The 25591-nt window shown below is 72.7% G+C and carries 19 protein-coding genes; 8 read left to right on the top strand and 11 right to left on the bottom strand.

Features of this window, described 5'->3' with window-relative positions; genetic code table 11:
* Nucleotides 1-51: 51 nt before the first annotated feature.
* Both BLV96_RS35285 and BLV96_RS35280 read left to right on the top strand, forming a co-directional pair.
* Nucleotides 52-3429, top strand: a complete 3378-nt coding sequence (locus tag BLV96_RS35285; protein WP_086676587.1) for a pyruvate carboxylase — start codon at nt 52-54, stop codon at nt 3427-3429.
* On the top strand, nt 3426-4232 hold the full coding sequence (locus tag BLV96_RS35280; protein ID WP_086676586.1) for an arginase family protein: 807 nt from the start codon (nt 3426-3428) through the stop codon (nt 4230-4232). Before BLV96_RS35285 ends, BLV96_RS35280 begins: the two co-directional genes overlap by 4 nt.
* Here BLV96_RS35280 and BLV96_RS35275 read toward each other — a convergent pair.
* The gene (locus tag BLV96_RS35275; protein ID WP_086676585.1) at nt 4204-4563 is read right to left on the bottom strand and encodes a GntR family transcriptional regulator; all 360 of its coding nucleotides are present in this window, start codon (nt 4561-4563) and stop codon (nt 4204-4206) included. The two genes, BLV96_RS35280 and BLV96_RS35275, sit on opposite strands and share 29 nt — an antisense overlap.
* Nucleotides 4560-5255 (bottom strand): hypothetical protein, encoded by a 696-nt coding sequence (locus tag BLV96_RS35270; protein WP_086676584.1) that lies wholly within the window; start codon nt 5253-5255, stop codon nt 4560-4562. Before BLV96_RS35270 ends, BLV96_RS35275 begins: the two co-directional genes overlap by 4 nt.
* Before the next feature lie 300 nt (nt 5256-5555).
* Between BLV96_RS35270 and BLV96_RS35265 the strand changes: the two genes are divergently transcribed.
* The gene (locus tag BLV96_RS35265) at nt 5556-6833 is read left to right on the top strand and encodes a PucR family transcriptional regulator (protein WP_086676583.1); all 1278 of its coding nucleotides are present in this window, start codon (nt 5556-5558) and stop codon (nt 6831-6833) included.
* Between the two features lie 4 nt (nt 6834-6837).
* Here BLV96_RS35265 and BLV96_RS35260 read toward each other — a convergent pair whose 3' ends face one another.
* Genes BLV96_RS35260 through BLV96_RS35235 form a run of 6 tightly spaced genes read right to left on the bottom strand, consistent with a single transcriptional unit; the run spans nt 6838 to nt 16259 of the window.
* Nucleotides 6838-8313 (bottom strand): AbfB domain-containing protein, encoded by a 1476-nt coding sequence (locus BLV96_RS35260; protein ID WP_086676582.1) that lies wholly within the window; start codon nt 8311-8313, stop codon nt 6838-6840.
* A 12-nt stretch (nt 8314-8325) separates the two neighbouring features.
* Nucleotides 8326-10344, bottom strand: coding sequence for an AbfB domain-containing protein (locus tag BLV96_RS35255; RefSeq protein ID WP_086676581.1), 2019 nt, complete (start codon nt 10342-10344; stop codon nt 8326-8328).
* Nucleotides 10341-10742, bottom strand: coding sequence for a hypothetical protein (locus BLV96_RS35250; protein WP_091389973.1), 402 nt, complete (start codon nt 10740-10742; stop codon nt 10341-10343). The genes BLV96_RS35255 and BLV96_RS35250 overlap by 4 nt, the downstream gene beginning before the upstream one ends.
* Nucleotides 10743-10746: 4 nt before the next feature.
* Complete coding sequence (locus BLV96_RS35245) at nt 10747-11316, bottom strand: hypothetical protein (protein ID WP_086676579.1); 570 nt, start codon at nt 11314-11316, stop codon at nt 10747-10749.
* The gene (locus tag BLV96_RS35240; protein WP_086676578.1) at nt 11313-15128 is read right to left on the bottom strand and encodes a hypothetical protein; all 3816 of its coding nucleotides are present in this window, start codon (nt 15126-15128) and stop codon (nt 11313-11315) included. Before BLV96_RS35240 ends, BLV96_RS35245 begins: the two co-directional genes overlap by 4 nt.
* A 45-nt stretch (nt 15129-15173) precedes the next feature.
* Entirely contained in the window at nt 15174-16259 is a 1086-nt protein-coding gene (locus BLV96_RS35235) for a hypothetical protein (RefSeq protein ID WP_244180707.1), read from the bottom strand.
* A 198-nt stretch (nt 16260-16457) separates the two neighbouring features.
* On the opposite strand from BLV96_RS35235, the gene BLV96_RS35230 reads away from it, so the two are divergent.
* From BLV96_RS35230 to BLV96_RS35215, 4 genes are read left to right on the top strand one after another with little or no spacing between them, the layout of a single operon-like run.
* Nucleotides 16458-17063: a hypothetical protein gene (locus BLV96_RS35230; protein WP_086676577.1), complete on the top strand. Its 606-nt coding sequence runs from the start codon at nt 16458-16460 to the stop codon at nt 17061-17063.
* 3 nt (nt 17064-17066) lie between these two features.
* Entirely contained in the window at nt 17067-18563 is a 1497-nt protein-coding gene (locus tag BLV96_RS35225) for a chymotrypsin family serine protease (RefSeq protein WP_086676576.1), read from the top strand.
* Nucleotides 18560-19480, top strand: a complete 921-nt coding sequence (locus BLV96_RS35220) for a polyprenyl synthetase family protein (protein WP_086676575.1) — start codon at nt 18560-18562, stop codon at nt 19478-19480. The genes BLV96_RS35225 and BLV96_RS35220 overlap by 4 nt, the downstream gene beginning before the upstream one ends.
* The gene (locus BLV96_RS35215; protein ID WP_086676574.1) at nt 19477-21336 is read left to right on the top strand and encodes a hypothetical protein; all 1860 of its coding nucleotides are present in this window, start codon (nt 19477-19479) and stop codon (nt 21334-21336) included. Before BLV96_RS35220 ends, BLV96_RS35215 begins: the two co-directional genes overlap by 4 nt.
* A 10-nt stretch (nt 21337-21346) precedes the next feature.
* On the opposite strand, the gene BLV96_RS35210 is transcribed toward BLV96_RS35215, so the two are convergent.
* Together BLV96_RS35210 and BLV96_RS35205 are read right to left on the bottom strand one after the other, a co-directional pair.
* Entirely contained in the window at nt 21347-22786 is a 1440-nt protein-coding gene (locus BLV96_RS35210; RefSeq protein WP_086676573.1) for a DUF6801 domain-containing protein, read from the bottom strand.
* An 89-nt stretch (nt 22787-22875) separates the two neighbouring features.
* Nucleotides 22876-23484 (bottom strand): DUF6801 domain-containing protein, encoded by a 609-nt coding sequence (locus tag BLV96_RS35205; protein WP_086676572.1) that lies wholly within the window; start codon nt 23482-23484, stop codon nt 22876-22878.
* 506 nt (nt 23485-23990) lie between these two features.
* On the opposite strand from BLV96_RS35205, the gene BLV96_RS35200 reads away from it, so the two are divergent.
* Nucleotides 23991-24830, top strand: a complete 840-nt coding sequence (locus tag BLV96_RS35200; RefSeq protein WP_428839445.1) for an RCC1 domain-containing protein — start codon at nt 23991-23993, stop codon at nt 24828-24830.
* Nucleotides 24831-24886: 56 nt separating this feature from the next.
* Here BLV96_RS35200 and BLV96_RS35195 read toward each other — a convergent pair whose 3' ends face one another.
* Nucleotides 24887-25555: a hypothetical protein gene (locus BLV96_RS35195; RefSeq protein ID WP_086676570.1), complete on the bottom strand. Its 669-nt coding sequence runs from the start codon at nt 25553-25555 to the stop codon at nt 24887-24889.
* Between the last annotated feature and the right edge of the window lie 36 nt (nt 25556-25591).

Here is a 25591-nt window from a genome sequence, read left to right as displayed (position 1 = left end):
AGAACCGGGTAACGTGCGTTGACTTACCGATCCAAATGGGAAGGACCGGGCATGTTCCGCAAGGTGCTGGTGGCCAACCGCGGGGAGATCGCGATCCGAGCGTTCCGCGCCGGCTACGAACTGGGCGCGGGGACCGTCGCCGTGTTTCCGCACGAAGACCGCAACTCCCTGCACCGGCTGAAGGCCGACGAGGCGTACGAGATCGGCGAACCCGGTCACCCCGTGCGCGCCTACCTCTCGGTCGACGAGATCGTCGCCGCCGCGAAGAAGGCGGGGGCCGACGCCGTCTACCCCGGGTACGGCTTCCTCTCGGAGAACCCCGACCTCGCGCGCGCGTGCGAAGAAGCGGGCATCACCTTCGTCGGGCCGAGCGCCGACATCCTCGAGCTCACCGGCAACAAGGCCCGCGCGGTCAAGGCCGCGCGCGAGGCGGGCGTGCCGGTGCTCGGGTCGTCCGAACCCTCCAGCGACGTCGACGCGCTGGTCGCCGCGGCCGAAGAGCTGGGCTTCCCGGTGTTCGTGAAGGCCGTCGCCGGTGGTGGCGGGCGTGGCATGCGCCGCGTCGAGGACCCCGCCCAGCTGCGCGAGTCCATCGAGGCCGCCGCGCGCGAGGCCGAGTCCGCCTTCGGCGACCCGACCGTCTTCCTGGAGAAGGCCGTCGTCGAGCCGCGGCACATCGAGGTGCAGATCCTCGCCGACGGCGCGGGCAACATCATCCACCTCTACGAGCGCGACTGCTCGGTGCAGCGGCGCCACCAGAAGGTCGTCGAGCTGGCCCCGGCGCCGAACCTCGACCCCGAGCTGCGCGACCGGATCTGCGCGGACGCCGTGAAGTTCGCGAAGCAGATCGGCTACCGCAACGCCGGCACCGTCGAGTTCCTGCTCGACAAGCAGGGCAACCACGTCTTCATCGAGATGAACCCGCGCATCCAGGTCGAGCACACGGTCACCGAAGAGGTCACCGACGTCGACCTCGTGCAGTCCCAGCTGCGGATCGCCTCCGGCGAGACCCTCGACGACCTGGGCCTGAGCCAGGACAAGATCTACCTGCGCGGCGCCGCGCTGCAGTGCCGCATCACCACCGAAGACCCGGCCAACGGCTTCCGCCCGGACACCGGCATGATCTCCGCCTACCGCTCGCCGGGCGGCTCGGGCATCCGGCTCGACGGCGGCACCGCCTTCTCCGGCACCGAGATCAGCGCGCACTTCGACTCGCTGCTGGTGAAGCTCACCTGCCGCGGCCGCGACTTCAAGACCGCCGTCGGCCGCGCGCGCCGGGCCGTCGCCGAGTTCCGGATCCGCGGTGTCGCGACGAACATCCCGTTCCTGCAGGCGGTTCTGGACGACGAGGACTTCCGCGCCGGGCGCGTCACGACGTCGTTCATCGAACAGCGCCCGGAGCTGCTCACCGCCCGGCAGTCCGCCGACCGCGGCACGCGGCTGCTGACCTACCTCGCCGACCAGACGGTCAACAAGCCGAACGGCGAACGCCCGAAGACGCCGGACGCCACGCTCAAGCTGCCGAAGCTCGCGAAGGACGCCGAGCCGGCGCCGGGGTCGAAGCAGAAGCTCGTCGAGCTGGGCCCGGCCGGGTTCGCGCGCTGGCTGCGGGAGTCGCCGCACATCGGCGTCACCGACACGACGTTCCGCGACGCGCACCAGTCGCTGCTCGCCACCCGCGTGCGCACGAAGGACCTCTTGGCGGTGGCACCGGTCGTCGCGAACACGCTCCCGGAACTGCTGTCGCTGGAGTGCTGGGGCGGCGCGACCTACGACGTGGCGCTGCGGTTCCTCGCCGAGGACCCGTGGGAGCGCCTGGCCGCACTGCGCGAGGCCGTGCCGAACATCTGCCTCCAGATGCTGCTGCGCGGGCGCAACACCGTCGGATACACGCCGTACCCGACCGAGGTGACGAACGCCTTCGTCGAAGAAGCCACGAAGACCGGTATCGACATCTTCCGGATCTTCGACGCGCTCAACGACGTCGAGCAGATGCGCCCGGCCATCGAAGCCGTGCGCGAGACCGGGTCCGCGGTCGCCGAGGTGGCGCTCTGCTACACCTCGGACCTGTCCGACCCGGGCGAGAAGCTCTACACGCTCGACTACTACCTCAAGCTGGCCGAGCAGATCGTCGGCGCCGGGGCGCACGTCCTGGCGATCAAGGACATGGCCGGGCTGCTGCGCGCGCCCGCGGCGACCAAGCTGGTCACCGCGCTGCGCAAGGAGTTCGACCTGCCGGTGCACATCCACACCCACGACACCGCGGGTGGCCAGCTGGCCACCTACCTCGCGGCGATCAACGCGGGCGCGGACGCCGTCGACGGCGCGGTCTCGTCGATGGCGGGCACGACGTCGCAGCCGTCGCTGTCGTCGATCGTGGCGGCCACCGACCACTCCGCGCGCACCACCGGGCTGGACCTGCGGGCGATCGGGGAGCTGGAGCCGTACTGGGAGAGCGTGCGCAAGATCTACGCGCCGTTCGAGGCCGGGCTGGCCTCGCCGACCGGGCGCGTCTACGACCACGAGATCCCCGGCGGTCAGCTGTCGAACCTGCGCACGCAGGCCATCGCGCTCGGCCTGGGCGACCGGTTCGAGGACATCGAGGCGATGTACGCCGCCGCCGACAAGATCCTCGGGCACCTGGTGAAGGTGACGCCGTCGTCGAAGGTCGTCGGCGACCTCGCGCTGCACCTGGTCGGTGCGGGCGTCTCGCCGGCCGACTTCGAGGCGGAGCCGAACAAGTTCGACATCCCCGACTCGGTGATCGGCTTCCTGCGCGGCGAGCTCGGCGACCCGCCGGGCGGCTGGCCGGAGCCGTTCCGCACCAAGGCCCTCGAAGGCCGGGCGGCGGCGAAGCCGGTGGCGGAACTGTCCGAAGAGGACCGTTCCGCGCTGGCGGAGCACCCGCGCCGGACGCTCAACCGGCTGCTGTTCCCGGCGCCCACCAAGGAGTTCGAGGCGCACCGCGAGGCCTACGGCGACACGTCCGTGCTGCCCAGCAAGGACTTCTTCTACGGGCTGCGCCCGGGGGAGGAGTACGCGGTCGACCTCGAGCCGGGCGTCCGGCTGCTCATCGAGCTGGAGGCGATCGGCGAGGCCGACGAGCGCGGCGTCCGCACGGTGATGTCGACGCTCAACGGCCAGCTGCGGCCGATCCAGATCCGCGACCGCTCGATCGCCTCGGACATCCCGGCGACCGAGAAGGCGGAGAAGGGCAACCCGAAGCAGGTTGCGGCGCCGTTCGCCGGCGTCGTCACGCTGCAGGTTTCCGAGGGCGACACGGTCGAGGCCGGGGCGACGGTCGCGACGATCGAGGCCATGAAGATGGAGGCGTCGATCACCGCGTCCGCGGGCGGCAAGGTCGGCCGGCTGGCGATCAACTCCGTCCAGCAGGTCGAGGGCGGCGACCTCCTGCTCGTCCTGGAATGACGCTGATCAACGCGGTCCCGCAGCGCCAAGGCGCCGTGGGATCGCGGGCGGCGGAGCTGCCGGACGGGTGCCTCGCGCTCGCCGAGCTGGCCGGGCACGTGCTCGGCCGGCCGGTGCACCACGTCCGGCAGACGCCCGAAGTGTCCGAAGTGGACGGCGGGGTGTCCTCCCGCGCGGTGCTCACGGGTCCGAACCGGGCGGCGCAGCTGGCGGCGCTGGAAGCCCCGGGCGGCCCGGTCCTGACGATCGGCGGCGACTGCGGGGTCGAGCTGATCCCGATCGGCGTGGCCCGGTTCCGGTACGGGCCGGGCCTGGGCGTCGCGTGGTTCGACGCGCACCCCGACCTGAACACGGCCTCGACGTCGCCGTCGGGGGCGTTCCACGGGATGGTGCTGCGGTCGCTGTTCGGGGAGGATGACCCGGAGTTCGCGGCGGCGCCGGCTCTGGAGCCGGGGCGCGTGGCTCTGCTCGGGACGCGGGTGTTCGACCCGGAGGAACGGGCGGCCGTCTCACGGGGTTTGGCGGTGACGTCGCTGGATGCCTTGACCGGTGTGGAAAAGCTGTACGTGCACGTGGATCTCGACGTGCTCGATCCTTCGGAGTTCCCGGGTCTCAACTACCCGGAGCCGGACGGCTGGACGATCCCTCAGCTGGTCGCCGCCCTCGACGGGCTCGCCGGGTACGAGGTCATCGGCGCGGGCATCACCGAGTGCGTGGGAACAGCGCGTGAGGTCGAGGTGCTGGAACCGGTCCTGGCCGCCGTGGGCCGGCTGCTCATGGCCACGCCGCGCGAAGGGCGTTGATCGCCGTCTCCAGGTCGGCGCCGATGTCCTGGGCCTGGGTCGCGTAAGTCGCCGCGGCCTTGAGGAGGAGTTCCGCCGGGGCCGGGCGGCCCTCCGGGAGCGTCACGACGGTGCCGCGGGCCCGGGCCGTCGTCACCCAGCCCGCCGCCTCCAGCTCGCGGTACGCGCGAGCCACCGTTCCGGACGCCAGTCCCAGGTCCCGGGCCAGCTGGCGGATCGGCGGCAGGCGCGTGCCTTCGGCCAGCGCGCCCGTCGTGACCGCGTGGACCACCTGGTCGTGTACCTGCCGCCACGGCGCCAGCCCGTTCTCTGTGTCGACGACGATCTTCACGCCGCGGCCGGAAGCCGTTTCAGCGGGGCCGTCACGGCCAGGAACGCAGCCACGCCCGCGACCACCACCAGCAGCGACACCAGGTTGCCGCCCGGCCAGCCGATCGCCGTCACCGCGCCGATGCCCAGGCCGATCGCCACCCGCGCGCTGCGGCAGCGCAGCGCCAGGTCGGCCCGCGCCGCGCCGGCGGCCGGGCGGCGGACCGCCAGCGCCGTGATCGCCGCGCAGAGCACCGTCGTGCCCGCCGCGAACGCGAGGAGCTTCCACTGGGCCGTCACGACGAGGTGCGCGACCGATCCGGCGGCCGCCAGGGCGCCGAGCACGAGCATCCAGGCCGGGGTGATCACCGCCAGCGGGCGCGGGGCGAGGTCGGCCTCCCGCCGCGCGCTCCGGGACGGCCGCTGGGCGAACAGCTCGGCGATCAGGCCGCCGAGCAGCAGGGTGGCGACGATCGAGCCCAGCCCGGCGTCACCGAACAGCGGCGGGAGCGCCAGGAACAGCCACGGGTACCAGAGCCGGCGCCGCTTCAGGTAGCGGACGGCCAGCGCGACCTCGGCGGCGTCCGGGTCGGGGACGCCCCAGCGCACGAGCAAGCGCTTTCCGTGCTTCTCACCCGGCCAGAGCACGATCAGGATCGCCAGCCCGATCAGCCCGGTGAAGAGCGCGACCGCCAGTACGTTGTCCCACGGCATGCCGGACCTCCCTCGCTTGTATCAACCACATGATACAAGAATGCCGGATGGCCGCAGTGCGGGCGCGCTCGTCCGTTCGTATGCAGGTGAAGGTGCAGTCGGCGGGGTACTTGTCAGCGTTTTGCAGAGGGGTTCGGTGAACTTGTCACAAAGTTGACAAGAAATCGGTTTCCTCTCATTCAGGTGACACATTCGGCGCTAGCTTTTCGATGTGTCCGTTGTCACCCCGCTTCAGGTGCGGGGGTACCCGGTCACGCGTGCGCGGGGCGGGGTTCGGCGGGGCGGAGCGAAGGAGCTGCGATGTCGGTGGAGCGCGGATTCGAACACGCTGCGCCCCCGGCCGCACTACCCCGCAAGCTCGCCGACATCCTGCGGCCCGAGCTGGCCAGCCTCGCGGCCGAGATCGTCGACGAGATCCGCGCGACCATCCCGGCCTACGCGCGTCCGCTCGACGGCCCGTACGGCAAGTCCATCCGGGCCGGCGTCGAATACGCGATCACGTTGTTCGTCGCGCAGATCGCCGACCCGACGGTGTCGAAGGACCAGTCCCACGAGGTCCACCACCGGCTGGGGCAGAACGAAATGCGCGAGGGCCGCAGCCTCGACACGCTGCAGTCGGCGTACCGCGTCGGCGCGCGCGTGTCGTGGCGGCGGATCATGCGCGTCGGGCGGCGAAGCGGGCTTTCGTCGGCGGTGATGTCCCAGCTGGCCGACGCGATGCTGGCGTTCATGGACGAACTCGCCTCCGTCGCGCTCGACGGCTACCTGGAGGCGAAGGCACGCACGGCGGGCGCGCTCGACACCTGGCGCCGCAAGCTGCTGCACCTGATCCTGGAGGCGCCCCCGGCGTCCCCGAAGGCGATCGCCGAGCTGGCCCAGCTGATCGGCTGGCCGGTGCCGACGGACGCGACCCCGGTGGCGGTCTGCCCCGCCGACGGCGTCGCCCCCGCCCGCCGCCACGCCGGCCTCGACGCCGACATCCTCGCCGAGCTCGACACGCCCGACCCCAAGCTGGTGGTCCCGGGCGAACTCGGCGGCGCCCGCCTGGCGACGCTGCAGGTGGCGCTGCCGGACTGCCGGCTCTCGATCGGCCCGTGCGTCCCGCTGGCGTCGGTGGCGGATTCCCTGCGCTGGGCCCGCAACGCGCTGCACCTGGCCGAGCGCGGCGTCCTGGCCCCGCGCCCGGTGCTGCGCGCGGAGGAGCACCTGGCGACGCTGCTGGTCAACTCCGACACGGGCCTGGTCGGCACGCTCCGGCACCGCCTGTTCGCGCCGCTGGCGGACATGACGGGCAAGCAGCAGGAGCGCCTGCTGGAGACGCTGCGGGCGTGGCTGGACAGCCAGGGCAACGTCGTGGAGATCGCGGAACGCCTGGGGGTCCACCCCCAGACGGTCCGCTACCGCATGAGACAGCTGCAGGCGACGTTCGGCGACAGCCTCCGCGACCCGGCGGCGCGGTTCGAGATGGAGCTCGCGTTGCGCGCGGGTGCGGCTCCGTTGCCGCTGCGGTACCCGGTGAGCGAGCTCCTGCCCTCGCCGCGGGCGGGCGGTTCGCGTCCACAGTGGACACCACGGTAGCCGGTCACGGCACGTCCACCTGCCAGGACGCGTCCGCCGCGTAGCCGGCCGGCGTGTCGTAGGGGTGCTGGCCGCTGGAGTCGGCCGCCCACACCTGGGTCGTGTACTGGCGCAGGGACTTCCCGGGCGCGCTGAACGACTCCAGCGTGACGCCGGTGCCGGAAAGCCCGACCTTCGAGCACCAGGTCGCGTCCGCGCGGAACGCGTCGGTGCCGTCGGACGCGGCGAGCACCACGCGCAGCCCCTGCTGGCGCAGGTAGTACTCGGGGTGCGCCACGGATTCGAAGGAGTGGCACGTCGAGTCCGCCTTGCCGGGGACGACCCGCCACGCCGTGTCCGGCCCCGCTCCCGCGCCGACGACGGCGTCGGTCAGGCCGCGCAGGTACCAGCCGGCGGCACCGGGGCTCTGCGAGCGGACGGACTGGACCAGCACCGCGTCCTCGTACTGGCCGAGCCGCAGGAAGCGGTCGACGTCGTCGTCCGTGCCCGCCATGGCCGTGGTCGCCCCCGCGACCAGCGCGGGGTGCACGCGGCTCTGCTCGGCCCGCGTCCGCAGCTCGAACAGCAGCCGCCGGTCGGCCTCGCCCTTCGTGCGGATCCAGGTGAACCAGTCCTGCAGGTTGGCGTTGTGGATCCCGGTGCCGATGTAGGCCTTCAGCTGCGCCTCGTCCATCGTCCGCAGCGCGCGCTCGGCCGCCGCCCGCACCTCGGTGCCCGCCTTCGCGGCCTGCCAGAGGTCGAGCACGAAGTTGACGTCGGGCTCGACGAGCTGGCCTTCGGTCGGCACGACGGCCACCACCGCGGCGGCGCGGACCCGCGCGTCCCGCACCGCGCGGGCCTTCTTCTCCTCCTCGGTCGCCGTCGTGTCGGCGTCGATCAGGTCCTGCTGGTCGGCCGCGCGGGCGGTGAAGATCCCGGTGAGGATGAAGTCCTTCTGCGCGGCCGCGTCGCCTTGGTACGCGGCGAGCGCGGCGGCCTTCAGCTTCGGCCCGGAAGCGTTCTCCCACATGGCGAACGCGAACTCCCGGTCGCTCTGGATCAGCAGCACCGGCGACGGCACGATGTCGTTGACCAGCGCGGCGCGCTGCTTGGCCTCGCGAGCCGCCCGCGCGACCGCGTCGTCACGCAGGATCCGCGCCTGGTCGCGGGCGTTGGCGTCGTGGACGCCGGTCTTGATCCACTGCGTCTGCTCGGCGTCGGTGCCCGCGTAGGCGAGCTGGGCCGACGCGCGCACCTCGGTGCCGGTGGCCCGTTGCCACAGCGCGAACACGAAGTTCCGGTCGGTGAGGATCAGCAGGTCGGGGCTCGCGACGATGCCGATCTCCTGCGCCGCACGGACTTTGTCGTCCTGGGTGGCGCTTCGGGGCGCGTCGGCGGTGATCGCGGCTTCCGCCCGCGGGGTGAGCACCGGGGCCCCGGTGCCGAGGAGGGCCAGGGCCGCGGCGGCCGCCGCGAGCGCCGGCCGGGTTCTGCCTGTCATCGTCGGGCTCCTTCAGCTCGCCGGGTACACGGTCGCCACGCCGGTGGCGGTGTCGTAGTCGATGCGGCCGCGTTCGAACGTGCCGCGGCGGCCGCCGGGGATCGCGACCTCGTCGGCGGTCGGGTAGCCGAGCGTGGACTTCTCCGCGCCGAGGGAGACCCACTTGTCGCGGATCGCGCCGAGCACGGCGTGCGCGCCCGCGCGGTCGATCGAGTAGATCGAGCCACCGCCCGCGAAGTTCACGAACCGGCCGGCCTTGTCGGACGTGCAGGCTTCGTCGGTGACCGGCACGCCGAGCGCCGGGTGCCCGCCGAGCCGCAGGTAGGTCGCGAGGAGTTCCGGGGACGCGCACGCCGTGCCGCGGCCGGCGGTCAGCGGGTGCACCGCGCCGCCGCGGCTCCAGTAGCTGCGGAACGCGACCTGCCCGGGCGCGCTCCGGCGCTGGAAGTCCCGGTACCGCACGGGGCCGTCGACCTGTTCCGGGCCCAGCGGGGAGACGAGCAGGTCGGTGTAGGGGTCGTAGTCGGGCAGGTACTTGTTCAGCCAGTTCACCGTGATCTCGGTCGAGTCCGGCAGCGGTTCGGTGACCCACCAGTAGAACTCGATGCCCACCCCGGCGCGGCCGTCGGCCTGCCGCGTCAGGAAGTCCGCGCCACCGCGCAGGGTCACGCCGGCGCCGGGGAGGATGTTGTCGACGCACCAGGTGGCGTTCCAGTCGAAGTCGACGGTCCCGTTCGCCGGCTGCACGGCGACCTGGGTCTTCTTGCCGTCGTAGTAGCGCGCGAGGTAGTGGTTCGGTTTCGTCGTCGATTCCAGCGAGAAGCAGTCCGCGCCGGCCAGGCCGTCGACGACCCGCCAGGTCGCGTCGAGCCCTTCGCCCGGCGCGGGTTCGGCGGCCCCCGGCTGGACGACGACGCCGCCGGCGGTCTCGCGCAGGTACTGCCCGGCGATGTTGCCGTTGATGGCGTTGCGGCTGAACGACTGCGTGAGCGCGTCGTACTGACCTTGGTCGAGGAACGCGCGGACGTCGTCGACGCCACCGGCGAGGGCGCGTTCGGCGGCCCGCGCCAGCCGCGGCCGGATGCCCCCGACGACGGCCTGGTGCCGGATGTCGTCGACGAGCGCCCGGTCGGCTTCGGCCTTCTGCGCCAGTACGGCGGCGACGTCCCGCCAGTTGGCCTCGTAGACACCGGAGTCGACAAAGCGCTTCCAGTCCGCGCGTACGCGGCTGCGCAACGCCGTGACGGCCGCCTTTTCGACCTCGCTGCCCGGCCGGGCACCGTCGGCGATCACGCGGAGGACGTCGTCGTCGGGGAGGCTCACGATGTCGGGCGTGGGAACCACCCGGACGACGGTGACGGCCCGGCCACGGGCGGCCTCGGCGGCTTTGCGCGCCTTCTCGGCCTCGGTGGCCTGCTGGTCGGCGTCGATGGCGTCCTGCTGGTCGCCGGCGTGCGCGGTCCGCAGGCCGTTGGCGATGAGTTCCTTCCGTTCGGCGGAGGTGCCGGCGAGGGCGGCGAGGATCGCGGCCCGCACGCGGGGCCCGCCGACCCGGCCGAACACGGTGAAGAGGAAGTCGCGGTCGTTCTGGATCAGCAGTTCGGGCTCGGGCTGGACACCGAGCACGATGGCCGCGGCCTCCTTCGCTTCCCGCGCCACCCGCGCGGCCTCGGCGTCCCGCATCTGCTGCGCCTGGTCGCGTTCGTTCGCCGAGATGATCCCGGACTTGATCCACTCGGTGCAGGCGAGATCGGTCCCGGCGAAGGCGAGTTCGGCCGAGGCGCGCACTTCGGCCCCGGTGGCCTGCCGCCAGAGCGCGATGACGAACTCCTTGTCCCGCAACAGCAACATGGCATCGGTGGGGACGACGCCGAGCGTCCGGGCGGCCCGCAGCTTTTCGGATTCACTGGCGACGGGCGGGACTTCGGCGGCCGCGGTGATCCCGGTCGGTGTGGCCACGGCCGGGGTTGCGGGAACGGCGAGCGCGCTCGCCGCCACGATGGCGACGGCCAGGGTGGCCAGGGCTCTCACGGTGTCTCCTGTTCTTCCGCCGGGTCGCGGACTTCCCAGCCGGACCAGTCGGGGTACTCGTGGTGGTGAGCGGTGAACCCGAGGGCCTGGACGACTTTGACGAGCGCTTCTTCCATGGCAGCCTCCACGGCTCCGAAGCGCAGGGTGTCCGGGTGGTCCGATTCGCCCGCGATGGTGTGGCCGACCACCTGCCGGATCCAGGACGGGTGGACGTACCAGTGCAGGAACACCCCGGGCGCGTAGCGCATCTTCTTGACCTCGACTTCGACCCCACCCGCCTCGGTCGCGGTGGCCGGCACGGCGAAACCCGCGACGCGCAGCTGCTCGACGACCCGCTCGGCGAGCAGCCGAAGGCGGTGTTCGTGGGCTGCGTCGATGAAGAGTTCGGCGTTCAGCATCGGCTCAGGTCAGGTTCTGCCACAGGTTTTTCCATTCCCGGTAGGTGTCCCGGTCCGCCGACGCGGGGAGCAGGTGCTCGATCCGGTCCAGCTGGCCGGCCAGGACCATCGGCGCGAGGAGCCACCGGACCTCGGCGCCGTCGGGTTCGCCGCGCCACCGCGAGACCGTGCTCCGGGCCTCCGCGGCCGAGCAGGGGAGCTCGGCGATGAAATCGCCGAGCAACCGCCCGGGCGACAGCAGCGCGAGCCCGGGCCGCGGCCCGACCTCGAGCAGGAGGCTGGCGGACAGGTGGAACCGGTCGGCCGTCACGCTCAGGTGGGAGGTCCCGCCGAAGGCCTCCACCCAGCCGAAGAGGCGTCCGGCGACCTCGTCGCACCGGCGCCATTCGGCTTCGCCCAGGTCCCGGCAGTGCGCGATCAGCCCCCCGCGGAACTGTTCGCTCGTCAACGTCCACTCCCCGTCGGCGAGCACGTCCGGGTCGAGCGCGGCCAGCTCTCCGGTGCGGATCCGGGACAGCCGGTCCACCAGGTCGCGGAAGCCCAGTGTCTTGAGTTCGTCCAGGTCGGGGATCACGGGAAGAACACCCCGAAGGCTTCGAAGGCGTCCCTGGCTATCTTCATGTACCCCTGCCCTCGTGAGCCGCTGCGCGGAGTCCGGTAGTGGCCGCTGTTCAGGTTGATGTTGATGCCGAACGTGCCCGGGCCGGCCCCGTTGATGACGGCTTCGCCGGCGTCGAGGACGTCCGCGCCACCGCTGAGCACCGGGTGCTTGAGCTCGACCGAGCCCACGTACTTCGGGATCACGACGAGCCGCCCGTCCAGCAGCACCGCCCACTTCACCGCGACGTCGCCCGCCCCGATCAGGTGCCGGAACTCCTGGGTGCCGAGCTCGACCGGTTCGATGCCGAGCTCGCGGGCCTGACGCAGCTCGTCGTCCAATCGCTCCGGCAGGCGGTTCTTCAGCGGGAGGCAGATGAAGAACTCCGCCGCGTCGGCGGTCGACGCGCGGTTCGCCGCGAGCCGGCCGCGGACCTTGCAGACCCGCCGCAGCTGGTCGAGCAGGACGGTCATCTTCTCCGCGAGCCGCGCGATCTTTTCGGACTTGGCGAGGTACTTGCCGATGTTCACGACCACGGCGGTGATCGCCTTGACGATCGCCTTGCCCTTCACGAACGGCAGGACCAGCCCGATGACGTTGACGACGGTCCACAGGCAGGCCTCGATGTCCCCGGATCCGAAGCAGCGCTTGAGGTCCGGGATCCCGATGTACTCGAGGAGCACCTCGCCACCGACCTCGGCGAGGAAGCTGATGACGTCCTCGCCGTTCATGCAGCCCTGCTGGGCCGCCCGGTACTCCGTGAGGGCGGCTTCGCTGTCCGGCTCCGCGACGAGCTCGTCGATGTCCTCGACCGAGAGGCCGGGCAGGCAGCCGGCCAGCACCATCGCCTTGGTGTACTGGATTTCGAGGTCCCGCTGCCGTTGGTCGGCTTCGGCCTGGTCCGCCGCGCGCTGGGCGTCGGCCGCGGCGTCGCGGGCCCGCTGGGCCGCGTTCGACGTCTCCTGCGCGTGGATCCGGGCGCGCTCGGCCGCCGCGGCCGCTTCGCGCGCGTAGCGGTCGGCGTCGTCGGCTGCCCGGTGCGCCGCGGCCGCGTCCGTTTCGGCCTGGGTGGCCGCGGCGCGGGCCGCGCTCGCCTGACCTTCGGCCGCGTCCGCCGCCAGTCCGGCGATCGCCGCGTCCGAGGCCGCGTTGTTCGCCTCCTGCCGGGCCTTGGCGGCGTTCTCGTGGGCCTGCACGTCGTAGCCGTTGGCGGTGTTCGCCGCGTCGCGGGCGGCACTCGCCGACCCCGCCGCGTCGGCCGCGGACCGCTGCGCCTCGGCCGCGGACTGCGCGGCGGCCGACGCCGACTTCGCCGCGTTGGCCGCCGCCTGGAACGCCGCCTTGGTGTCCGCGGCGGCGTTGTCGGCGGCCTGCTGGGCCTGGGTGGCCGCCAGCTTGGCCTCGTCCGCCCGGGTCTGCGCGGCCCGTGCCTGTTCGTCGCCCACGGCCTGGGCCTGCGCCGCCACCTCGGCGACGAAGTCCGCGTCGAGGTCGGTCCCGGTGAACGGGGCCACCACGACGATCGCCGTGTTCGCCGGTTCGGTGATGGCGGCCGAGGACGCCCGCGCGGCGAGCGCGGCCCGGCCGGCGAGGTTCGCCTGGGTCGCCGAGGAAACGGCTTCGGTGAAGGACTCACTCGCGTTCTGCCCGGCCCGGGCGGCGGCCACGGTGGCCAGCCGGGCCTGCTCCGTGGCCTGCTCGGCGAGCGTGGCGGCCGTGCGGGCGGCGTCCGACGCCTTGACCTCTTCGGCGGTCGCGGTCGCGGCCGCGGAGTTCGCCCGCATCGCGGACGCGTGGGTGTCGGCGGCGGCGGATTCGGCGGTGTCCGCGGCGAGGTCCGCGTTCGCGGCGGCCTGCTCGGCCTGCTGCGCCGCGGCGCGGGACGCGGCGGCGGCCGCGGTGGCCTTGGTGGCCGCTTCCCGGGCCTGCGCGGCGGCACCGGTCGCCCGGTTGGCGGCGTCACGCGCACCCCGGGCGGCGGTCGCCGCGTCGGCGGCGTCCCGCCGGGCTTCCTGGGCCGCCGCCCAGGCCGGCGCCTCCTGATCGGTTCCCCTCGCCGCCGCCGCGGACGCCTCGAGCGCCTGCGCCCGGGCTTCGGCGGCGTTGCCTGCCTGTTGCGCGGCCCACGCCCGGTCACGCGCGGTCGTGGCGTTCGCCTCCTCCCGCCGGGCGGTGTCTTCGCAACCGGCGGCGATGTCCTCCTGGGCCCGGGCGCGTGCCAGCGCGGCGGCCGCTTCCCGCTTCTTCGCTTCCGCCTCGCCCCGCGCCCGGCTCGCCTCGGCCGCGGCCTCGTCGGCCTGCTGGCGGTAGCGGGCGGCTTCGTCGCGCTGGCGTTCGGCCTCCTGCCGGGCCGTGCGAGCGTTGCCCGCCTCCCGCTCGGCCGTGTGGAGGGCCTCGTAGGTGCGTTGCAGGTCGTCCCAAGCCTGGTTGCGAGCAACTTGCGCGTCGTACCGGGCCTGGTCGGCGCGCACGGCGGCGTCCTTCGCCGCCTTCGCCTGGTCGGCCGCCGCGGTGGCGAGTGACGCTGCCTGGGCGGCGTGCTCGTCCGCGTGCAGGCGCCACTGCCGGGCTTCCTCCGCGCGGGCCGCGGCTTCGTTCTGGTGCCCGATCGCCGCGTCGGTGGCCGCGGTCGCGTCCGTGGCGTGCTGCGCGGTCTGGATCGCCGACACCGCCGCTTGCGAGGCCGACGACATGCCCTGGGTCAGCCGCGCCCAGTCCGCGCCGTAGGGCAGGCCTGCCTCGACCAGGATGTTCGCTTCGGCCGTCGCCGCGACGGACGCGCTCTGCGCCTCGGACGCCGCTTGTCCCGCCAGGTCCAGCTGCCGCTGGACTTCCTGGCGCACCAGGCTGAACGTCTCGGGGGAGTGGTGGCCGCCGGCGGTGTTCGCGGCCAAGATCTGCGCTGCCTGTCTCGCCGCGGTGCCCGCGGACACCATCGCGTTCGCCGTGCGCTGCAGCGCACGGACGCCCCGGCCGTTCGCGACCAGGAGGTTCTGCCGGGCCCGGGACGCGCGGGCCGCGCGCTGGGCGAGGTCGCTCGCCGCTTCGGCCGCCTTGTTCCGCTCTTCCAGGTCCTTCAGGTACTGCTCGCGGTTGGCCGCGTCCCGCTGGGCCGCCGCGATGTACCCGCCGTTGAAGAACGCCACGATCGCCGCGTCCCCGGCGGCGAGGGCCTGCTGCGCGGCCAGCTTGACCTCCGGCCCGGCCGAGCCGGACAGCGCGGTCACCCGCGCCCGCAGCTCGTCGGCGCGGGCCTGGGTGTTGTGCCGGTTGCGGTCGTCCCGCTCGGCGGCGATGTCCTTGCCGTAGTCGAGGAACGCGGCCCGGTCGGCGTCCGAACCGGCCAGCACGCGCTCGACCTCGGCGTTGAAGATCGGGCCGCCGGTGCCGCGCAGGTCCAGGACGGCTTCGCGGTTCAGCCGGGCCGTTTCGTCGCGGCGGGCTTGGGCGCGTTGCTGTGCTTCGACCTCGCCCGTGTCGAGGAACTCCCAGATGGCGTCCTCGGTCCCGGCGTCCAGTGCGGCCTGCGCGGCCGCCCGGACCTCGGGTTCCTCGGACAGCTGTGCGATGTCCGCGACCAGCTTCCACAGCCGGGGGTCGATCGGCTCGCCCGTCCCGGTTTCGCCGTCCCAGCCCGGGTAGTCCGTGTGCGGGATCGGCCGCGGGGTTCCCGGTTCGTCGGCGGCGACCGCGGCGGTCGCCTGCGGTACCGCGCCGACGTCGGTCGTGACGAACACGGTGAACGCCAGCACCAGGGCGAGCACTCTCGTGACGAATCCGTGCGGCATTTCCGCGTCCCGTCGTAGTCGAAGAAGAATGGCGGTGGAAAGCGCTTACCTGATCGTTGCGAATTGCGGATTCCGCATCCGCGTCTCGCCGTCGACGGCATCGGCGAGCAGGGCGTTCCAGAAGCTGGCCTGCTCGGCGGCCCAGTCCTGTTCGGCCGCCCAGGCGGCCCGGGTGGGATCGGCCGCGTCCCGCACGGCCTGCCAGTTCGGCCCGGTCGTGGCCTGCGCGGCCGCGGCGACGGCGGCCCAGTTCGCGGCCTGGTCACGGGCGACCTGCGCGGCATCGGCCCAGGCGACGCGCGGGGCGCCGGTCTGCTCGCCGACCCGTTGCCACGCCCGGGCCGCGGCCTCCCGCAGCTGGACCTCGATCTCGCCGGAGGCTTCGAGGGCGGCCCGTTCCGCCTCCTGCGCGTCGGTGAGCAGCCGCCGCACGGTGGCCAGCCAGCGTGCCTCCTGTTCGGCGTCGCGCAAGCGGTGCGCTTCCAGGTCGAGTTCCGCGCCGGTGGCCCAGCCGTAGGCGAAGAACTCGACGAGGTCCGCGTCCGTCGCGGCCGACCGGGTCGCCCATGCGGCGGCGGCGCGCACCTGTGTGCCCGGGTCGTGCGCGGCGAGCGTGCGGACGTACTGGCGGTCCGCTTCGACGAGGGCTTCCTGCTGGCTCCCGTCCGCTTCGCGCGCGAGCCGGTCGCGCTGCTCGGCGGCGGCGAAACCGCTGCGCACGAACAGTTCCCGGTCGGAGTCGGTCCCGAGCAGCGCCCGTTGCGCGGCGGCGTTGACCTCCGGCGCGTACGCCACGGTGTAGGTCAGGACGACCCGGCGGCAGAAGTCGGCGTCGGCGGACGCGGTTTCCGCGGCCCGCTGTTCGGCCGCGGCGAGACCGAAGTCGAGGAATTCGTAGACGACGTCGTCGTTCTCGTCGGCCCACGCCACCCAGGCGTCGGCTCGCACCGCGGCCCGCGGGTCCTTGCCGGCCAGCCGGCGGACGAGTTTCCGCGCGGTGGCCGCGGGATCGGCGACGGCGGCGGCCGCCAAAGTGTCCGATGTGGACGCGAGAGCGGCTGGGACCTCGAACGGCCCGGTGATCGCCGTGGCGGCCAGCGCACCGCACAACAGGACGCGCAGCCGCGTCATCATGGCCTCCCCCCATGGTGACCGGGCGGGCAAAACGCCCGATCCGAACCAACGTAACATCGCGGTGAAGTGATGATCAATCGGCCGTTCGGACCACTCGATTTTTTGTCGCGATCCGATGAAAGCGGAGAATTTCCTTGTCCGTTCTTCGATTCTGCGGTTAGCCTCCGAAAAGGACGATTCCGAGGGGGAGTCACGATGGAACCCGTATTCAAGAGACGGTCCGCGCTGCGCGGGGCGGCGGTGCTCGCCGCGGGCGCGGCGGTGCCGGTGGGCACCGCGGCCGCCGGCGAGTTCCCGGAGCTCACCTGGCGGGCGACCGGGCCTGGGGCGAGCCCGCCGCCGTTCCGGATGCGGATCATCTCCGGCATCCCCGCCGCCGCCGGCTACGGGACGGTCGTGACGCTCGGTCCGGTCATCGTGCAGGTGATCAGCGATCGGGTCTTCCCGCTGATGCTCCGGGACGTCGGGTACAGCTCGCTGACCGCGACAGTCACCGGTGCGGTGGTGGTGACCGACGCCAGGGGCCTCTCCGGGCGGTTACCGGTGACTGTCGAATTCCCGCGCGTCACGATGCCGGCCATCGCGATCGAGACGGTGCTGACCGGAACCGCCACGCTGACCGGGGCGCCGCAGCTGCCGGCGGTGCGCAACCCCGGGACGATGACGATCAAGGTGGAGCCGAGTGCCACGGGTGCTGTCACGGTGTTCAAGGACAGCGGGGTCAGCAGGTCGTTCACGAGCACGATCACGCTCTTCCCACCGAACGGGAATCCCCTGGTCGCGACGGTCGAGGTGCGGTGACCCATGCTGATGGACGCGAAAACGGCGGCCGCGCTCGACGAAGCGAAGACCCGGCTGGCCGAGGAGCACCTCACCGACCCGAACGTCGTGGGCGTCGCGAAGGGCTTCCGCACTCGCGATGGTGAGCTGACGGACGAGCCGGTCGTCATCGCGCTGGTCCGCAAGAAGCGCCGCGCCGCACTGGTTTCCCGGAGCCGGCTGCTGCCGGAGGTGATCGGCGGCCACGGCGTGGACGTCGTCGAGACCGGGGAGTTCCGGTTCTCCGGTGCCACCAAAGCGGCCGCGGCGACGCCGATCGCGGAACGGTTCCGGCCCCCGCTGCAGGGCGCCGGCCTCGGCTCGCTCGCCGACGGCACGCTCGGCACCTTCGGCTGCCTGGTCCGCGACCGCACCGACGGCTCGATCTGCGTGCTCTCGGCCAACCACGTCCTGGCGAACTTCGGGGCCACCGCGCCGGGTACCGCGATCGTGCAGCCCGCCCCGCTGGACGGCGGGGCCGCCGAAGCGAACACCGTCGCTCGGTTCAAACGGGCCATCCCGCTCGTCAAGGGCGTCGGGAACACCGCCGACGCCGCCATCGCCCAGCTGGAACCGGGCATCGACGTCAGCTCGACCGTGGCCCGCAACCTGATGGCGCCGATCTCCCCGACCCACCGGGCGATCGGGCTGGCGTTCCTCGCGAGTGTCCACGGTGGCACCTTCATGGCCAAGATCGACACTGTGCTGGCGCAGCTGGACGTCGAGCTCCTCACGCCGGATTCGACCGTCGCCGCGGTGGAGGGCGGCCGGATCGAGAAGGTCGGCCGCAGCTCGGGGTACACCTCCAGCGTCGTGCTGGACACGACGGCAAGGGTGTTCGTCGACGGCTACTCCTTCGACGACCTGATCTACGCCCAGCGGTTCTCGCTCGTCGGCGATTCGGGCGCGGTCGTGTGCGAAGGCGGCAACGGCAGGACGTACACGCCGATGCCGGCCATCGCCTGCCGGATGCTCGGCGCGGCCGGGACGCTGTACGACCTTCCGCTGGACGGCGACAACGCGTACCTCGACCAGGCCCGGGACGAGTTCTTCGGCGAGAGCGCGGTCGGCAACCTGGTGGTCCAGCTCGTGTACCAGAACCTCGACGTCGCCGTGAACCGGCTCGAAGCGGCCACCGCCAGCCCGGAGGAGAAGGCCGAAGCCCAGCGGTACTACGCCAAGTACCGCGCGCTCGTCATCGGCCTGCTCGGCGATCCCGGCTCGGCCGTCCAGCTGAGCCAGGAGAACGTGGACGACATCCGCACGGTCTTCGCCGGGTTCTCGCCGGAGCTGGTCACCCTGCCGGAGAAGCAGGCGCTGTGGGTGATCTTCGACGACGTGATCGTCCCTTCGGTGGGCCGCACCCGCGCCGGGCTGCTCGAGTACATGAACGACCCGGCGGTTTACCGGCGGGTGGTGACGGCTCTGCGGGAGATCCCGGGGCTCGAGGTGGACGACACCTACGGGTTCTCCGGCCGGTGACGACGGCCGCGGACCCGGTCCGGTACCACCTCGCCCGGCTCGTCGGCGGGCTTTCCACACCGCTGCGCGAGACCGTCGGCGGGCTCGTCGACCGGCCCGGCAAGCTGCTGCGGTCGCGGCTGCTCACCGCCTGCGCGGGGTTCGGCCGGGCCGACGCCGGGCGGGTGGCGCGGCTCGGCGCGGTCGTCGAGCTCGTGCACCTCGCCTCCCTGGTGCACGACGACGTCATCGACCGCGCGGCGATCCGCCGGGGCGGGCCGGCCGCGCACCGGACCGCCGGGCCGGAACTGGCGGTGCTCGGCGGCCTGGCGTGCCTGGCGGCGGCCGGGACCGAGGCGGCGGACCTCGGCGAGGGCGTCGCCACGGCGGTGAGCCGGACGGTGGCCGAGCTCGCGCACGGCGAGCTGCTCGACGTCGAACGCGGCTTCGACACCGGACTGTCCTTACCGGACTACGTCGACCTCGTGCGGCGCAAGACCGGCGTGCTGTTCCGGCTGTGCTGCCTGCTCGGCGCGGTGGAGTCCGGAGTGGACAGTGCGGTGATCGCGGCGCTGGCCGAGTTCGGCGTCGAGTGGGGGATCGCGTTCCAGGTCCTCGACGACTGCCTCGACCTGGAGACCACGGGCGACGACAAACCGGCGGGCACCGACCACCTGCTCGGCCTGTTCGGCGCGCCGACGCTGGCCGCCCTGCGCGCGGACGCCACCGGGGAACTGCACCGGCTCCTGCTCACGCCGTCGTTCTCCGGCGGTGACCTGACGCGGGTGCGCGAGCTGGTCACCGCACGCGGCGGCCTGCGGGCCGCGCGGACCCTGGCAGGTGTCCACTTCGGACACGCGCAGACCGCGCTGGCGCGCACCCCGGACGGTCCGGCGCGCCGAGCGTTGGCCGCGATGCTCGAGGCGAGCCGCTCTTGAGCCACGCCGTCGTGATCGGCGCCGGGCCGGCCGGCGCGGTCGCCGCCGCCGTGCTGGCCCGCGGCGGGGTGCCGGTCGTGCTCGTCGGCCGCGAGGGCGACGAGCCGGGGTACGACGTCCTCGTCAGCGGCCCGGCGCGGGAGATCCTGCGCTCGATCGGCGTGACGGTCGACGACTGGCCGGTGTACGGGGTGACGATCGCCTTCGACGCCAACACTTCCCACGCCGTCCCGGACGCCGGGTATGCCGTCGTCGACAGCGTCGTGCTCCGGGAAACCCTGCGCGCGCACGCCGTCCGGTGCGGTGCCGAGTACCGGCCGACGGCACCCGCGGCACCGCACGTGGTGCTGGCCGGCGGCGGCGGGCTGTCTCCTTCCGAAAGCACCGGGGTGAGCTGCGCGGGGCGGTTCAGCGGGCCGGACCTGGGCGACCGGGTCGTGCTCCGGATGCTCGCCCCGCCCGCGGACGACCCGCGCGGGCAGCCCCGCTGCGCCTGGCTCGCGCCGGCCCCGGGTGGCTGCACGATCGGCGTGTCCGCCCTCGGCGGCGGTGGCTGCCTGGACGAGGCGATCGAGGCCCTGGCCGAGGTCGAGCCCCGCGTGCGGGACTGCGTCCCGGCCGGGCCGGAAGTCTCCGGTCCGCTGTCGTGCGGCTTCAGCCCCGGTTCGGCGGCCGGTCCCGGCGGGCTGCGCGTGGGGGACGCGGCGGGCCTGGTCAACCCGTTCACCGGCGAGGGGCTGAGCGGAGCTGTCCAATCCGGACGGCTCGCCGCCCGCGCGATCCTGTCCGAAGTGGATGATCCGGCCGCCGCCCGTCGGGAGTACGAACGGCTACTGGGCACCGCGTTCGTCGGCTACTTCGAGACCGCGCGGCACGCGGCCCGCCGGTACCACCTCGCGTGGCGCGTGCTCGCCGCCGGCGCGGGCAGCGAGCACCCGTTCTACGCGAAGGGGCGGCGGGCGGTGGTGCTGCCCGAAGGTGCGGCGGCTCTCGCCGGCGCCGAGCCCCTGGAGCTGCCGCCCGCGACCCGGGTCCGGCTGCTGCCGTTCCTGGCCGCGTGCGACGAGGTGTGCCTGTCGATCGTCCGCGGCGACTGGCCGTTCCTGGCCCGGATGTTCACCGCCGACCGGGAGGAGAAACTGCTGCTGCGGCCCGCGATCGGGTTCTTCGCGGCCCTCACGGCCGGCGGCGACCGCCCGGCACGCGGAGACGCCTCCGTGGCGGCGGCCGTCGAACTCGCGACGCTCGGCGCGCTGGCTTTCCTCGGCCCCGCCGGCACCCCGAAGGAAGTCCGGGGCGTGGACTGGGAGTCCGCGACGACCGTGCTCGCCGGCGACTACCTGCTGGGCCAGGCGTCCCGGCTGATCGCGGAGGCGGCGCCGGATCTGTCCTGGTCCTTTTCGGACTGGCTGGGCGAACTGGCGGCGTTGCGGGCGAACGTCGTGACGACCGGCGCCGGCGCGGAAGCGGTCTTCGCCTCGCTGTTCGAGTTCCCGCTGCGCGTCGGCGCGGCCCTGGGAGGTGCCGACGCGGAGGTGTTCCGGGCCTGCGGCGAGGTACTGGGCAAACTGTTCCTGCGCACCGAGGACGTCCTGGCGCTGCGAGGCGAGCGGACTCGGCTCGACGCCACGCTCACCGATCTGCTCGGCGGCCGGATCTCGGCCCTGCCGGAGCTGCTGTCCGCGCCGGGCCTGACCGCGGCTTCGATTCCGCCCCGCGCCGCGGGAGTGGCGGTCGAGGCGGTTCGGCGGGCGCGCGCGGAGTTCGAGCGGTTTCGCGGGGACATCGCCGATCCGGGCGCACGGACGACACTGGCCGTCGTCGCGGACTGGGTGGCGGCCCCGGCCATCGCGTGAGCCCGACCCGTCAGCGGCTGTTCCGGAAGACCTCCGCCGGAATCGGGATGGTCGGCGGGCAGAGGGTGTGGTCGGCCTCGAAGCACGGCTGGATGATGGCCAGGTTGGCCGTGGCCTGGTTGCCGGGCCCCGAGTTCTGACCGGTGAACAGCGAGCTCAGCTTCTCCGCCGCGCCGCAGTTCCGGAACGGCGGCAACGTGAACCCCCGGTACTTCGGGTCGGGGTTGTCCGGGTCGGTCTTGATCGTGCCGCCTTCGAAGGGACCGTACTCGCCGAGCATGTCGATCGAGATGGTGCTCTCGGACACGCAGTCCGGCCCGGCGTCCAGCGGGACGCCGTTGACCTTCACGTCGCTGAGCCGGGACCGCACGTCCAAGTGGTTGTACAGGATCCCGTCGACCAGCGAGCCCTTCGAGCTGATTTCCTTGCCGCGCCGGTAGTCGTCCGGCAGGAACTCCACGGTCGCGGAGATGGGGAGGAAGCCGTAGCCCAGGTAGGTCACGGTGACCGGCGTGAAGCTGAGCTCGCCGGTGATGGTGCCGGAGATCTGGTTCCCGTCCTGGTCGGTGACCTGCACCCACATGCCGTTCACCAGTGCGGCCGCGTTGCTGTGGATCTTCGCGCCGGTCTTCACGATGTCCGTCGTGTTGTCCACCTGGTTCGGGAGGAGCGGGAGCCGGAGCGTGACGGTGTCGTCCGGGGGCGGGTCGTCGTCGATCAGGTTGTGCTGCTTCCCGCCGCCGCGGACCTTCGGCGCGGGTTTGCCCGGCGCGGGCGCGACGGGCTTGGCCGGGACGGCGGCCGAACCCACGACGAGGTAGCCGAACGACAGGTCCTGGCCGGCCGCGGCCGTGCAGGTCGCCTGCGGGGCGGGTGCCGGCGCGGTACCGCTCGCCGCGGGGGCGGCCGGGCCCAGCGCGATCCGCGGCGCGGCGAGCCGGATCTTCGTCGCGCCCGACGAGGTGACCGAGAAGCCGGGCACCTTGCCCGTGGCGACGAGGGACAGGTCGCCGTCGGCGGGAAGTGCGGTCGCGGCGATCGTCAGCGGAACCGCCAGCGTGTCGCGGACCTTGCCCTGCTCGAGCACCAGGTCGACGGTCAGGCCGCCCTCGAGCTCGGTGCCGTCCGGGCCGAGCAGTTGCAGTGCCGCCGTCCGCGGCACGCCGAGCCGGACCGTGAAGCCGTCGATGGTCGCGCGATCACCGGATCGGACGGAGGCGGGGAGCCGGGCTTCGGCGTTCATCGCGATGGTGACCGCACCGACCGGGTCGGCGAACGGGCAGGTCGCGGTGAACGCCCGGTGCGCGGCGTACCTGGCGCCGGGGTCCGGCGCCGTGGCGCCCGGCGCCGCCGACCCGGTTCCGGTGAGCGCACCGGTCGCCGCCGTCACCGCGCACACCAGTGCGATCGCGCCGCGTGCCGCCGTCCGCCGGGTCGGCCGAGCTGCCATGACCGTGCTCCTGTTCGTACCGCTGGGAAACGGGGTGTGGGGATGGCCGGCGAACCGGCCATCCCCACGGTGGTGCTAACCGCGCGGCATCACGTGATGGTGAACGTCGGCGAGAAGGCCGGCGCCGACGTCTTGGGCGTGCAGCTCATGTTCCAGTTGGACCAGGTGTTGTTGGACTTCTTGTGGAACTGCAGCGCCGCGGTGATCGGCGTGCCGAGCGACAGCGTGTCCGTCCCCGCGGCGGCGGGGGCGGTGTAGCTCGGGATCGACGACGTGGCGACTTGGTTGATGTTGACGGTGATCGCCCCGCCGGCCGGGTAGATGACCTCCGGGATCTGGAGGCCGCTCGCCGGACCGGAGACCGAGCCGGAGGCGGCGGTGACCGGAACGGTCGCGGTGCCGCGGATGCCGTCGTAGCCGACCGCGGTCAGGAGGGAGTGCACGGCCGCGGAAATGGTCGCGGTGCCGCCCACGTTGGTCGGCGTCACGCTGGTGCCGGCCGCGATCGAGTCCGGGCCGGTCAGGGTCGCGGTGATCGCGACGTCCTGCAGCGGGATGCCCGGGAAGGTGCACCGGTACGTGCCGGCCGCGTTGTACGCCGTGTCGGCGGACGCGACACCGGCGACCATCACGCTGAGCGTGCCGACGGCGGCGGCGGTCGCCATCGCCTTGAGGGACAAGTTCCTGAGTCGGGTCATGACTGTCAATCTCCTTCGATCATCCAGTTGACGGCTCGACGGACGCTGCCCACGCGTCCCGCGGACCGAGTGCGGTTCCGCGAATTCCCCCGGGTGTGTTTCCCTGGTGCAGCCCGAACCCTCGCGAGGTGGCTGTGGAAATGAGGTTACTCGCGAGTCGGTTGCGCAACAAGGATGTCACCTCGAAGGTTTTCCACGAGGGTGAGTCGTGGAATTTCTTGTCAGGAACGGAGCATGGACCCGGTGACCTTGGTGCGCTTTTGACAAAGACGTACGGGTGTCGATCGGTCGCCGTCCGGGTTACTATCGGAAGGCGCGCGCGTGTCATTACCGCGGAAATCGATTCAGTGAAAGAGGATGTCGTGGCCGCAGTCCTTCGCCGTCCCGGAGCACCCCGCCGAGCCGTCGCGCTCGTCGCCGTCGCACTGGCCTCGGCGTCCGTCGTCCCGGCCGCCTCGGCCGCACCCGAAGACGCCGGCGGCGTGCTGGAGTGGGGGTCGCTCGCGCTGTACTTCCCCACCGACGAAAGCGGGTTCCCGGCCCCGCCGCCCGAAGCCGGCGCCGGGGTCACGGCCGTCTCGGTGGGCAGGCTCGACGCGATCGCGCTGAAGGACGGGCAGGCCCTGGTCTGGGGCGACAACAACTTCGGCCAGACGGAGGTGCCCGCCGCCGCGCAGTCCGGGGTGAGCGCGGTTTCGGCCGGCTGGGCGCACGCGCTGGCCCTCAAGGGCGGGCAGGTCCTGGCCTGGGGCAACGACTGGTACGGGCAGGCCGACGTGCCGGCCGAGGCGCGGTCCGGGGTCACCGCCATCTCCACGAGCGAGATGCACAACCTCGCGCTCAAGCAAGGCGGCCGGGTCGTCAGCTGGGGCCTGCGCTCGGACGTCCCGCCCGAAGCGCTTTCCGGCGTCACGGCCATCGCCGCGGGCGGCGACCACAGCCTGGCCCTGAAGGACGGCGGGGTGCTCGCGTGGGGCGCGGACAGCCACGGCCAGATCGACGTGCCGGCCGCGGCGAGGTCGGGGGTCACCGCGATTTCGGCTGGTCACCAGCACAGTCTCGCGCTCAAGGACGGCGGCGTGATCGCCTGGGGCCGCGACGACGACCACCAGGCCGAGGTGCCCGAAGCCGCGCTCTCGGACGTGGTCGCGATCGACGCCGGCTGGACGTTCAACATCGCGCTCAAGAGCACCGGCGACCTCGTCATGTGGGGCTCGAACGACGCGGGCGAGCAGGACACCACCAGCGGCAACCCCACCATCCCGGCCTGCGGCCCGTACCTCGCCGTGTCGGCGGGCGACCGGATCGGCATGGCGCTCAAGGCGGATCCCACCGCACCCTGCTGACCTGGCTGCGGAAAGAGGGGCTTCCCGCACCGGGAAGCCCCTCTTCGCGTACCGGGTCAGCCGGCGTTCTTGGAGACCAGGTCCAGGGAAATCGTGTTGCCCGGGCCGGACACCAGCGCGCCCAGGGCGAGGTCCGCGATGAAGCAGTTCTTGAAGTCCGGGATCGTGTACGTGCCCGTCACCGTGATCTTCGGGCCGAAGATGTCCACGTCCTTGGCGCTCAGGTCCAGGTCGAGCGGCTTGCTGGCCTTGCAGCTGCCCGGCACCGTCGGCAGCGGGATCACCGGGACCAGCAGGCCGGCCCAGATGTCGTAGATCTCCATGTTCGCCTGGGCGTGCGTGGTCAGCGTGCCGTCGGCGATGGTGCCCGTGGCCGGGGCCGTCGGGGTGATCTTGACCTTCGCCTTGATCTTGAAGATGCCCGACACCAGCGAGATGTTGGCCTGCGACGGCGGCAGCGTCAGGTCCGCGCGCAGCCCGACCGAGCCGGTCTGGTCGTCGATGACCAGGGCGCCGTCGAGGTTGCCCGGGCCCAGGGCCATCGCGCTGCCGGTCTTCTTGACGACCGTGCTGCCGGTGACCGTGTAGCCGACCGGGATCTCGACCACGTCGGCCGAGGCGGGAACGGCGGTGACAACGCTCATCGCGATGCCGGCGACCGCCGTGACCGCGGCCGCGCGCGCCCATTTCCGGCCGTTCTTCCGAGTGCGCGACAAAGTAGGCATGCCGACTCTCCTTCACATTGTGAAACGGTGGGGAAT

It is taken from the genome of Amycolatopsis pretoriensis, assembly GCF_900107925.1.
Lineage (GTDB): Bacteria > Actinomycetota > Actinomycetes > Mycobacteriales > Pseudonocardiaceae > Amycolatopsis > Amycolatopsis pretoriensis.
Note: the sequence above shows the minus strand (reverse complement) of the source record. Positions and strands in the feature narration are given on the sequence as shown.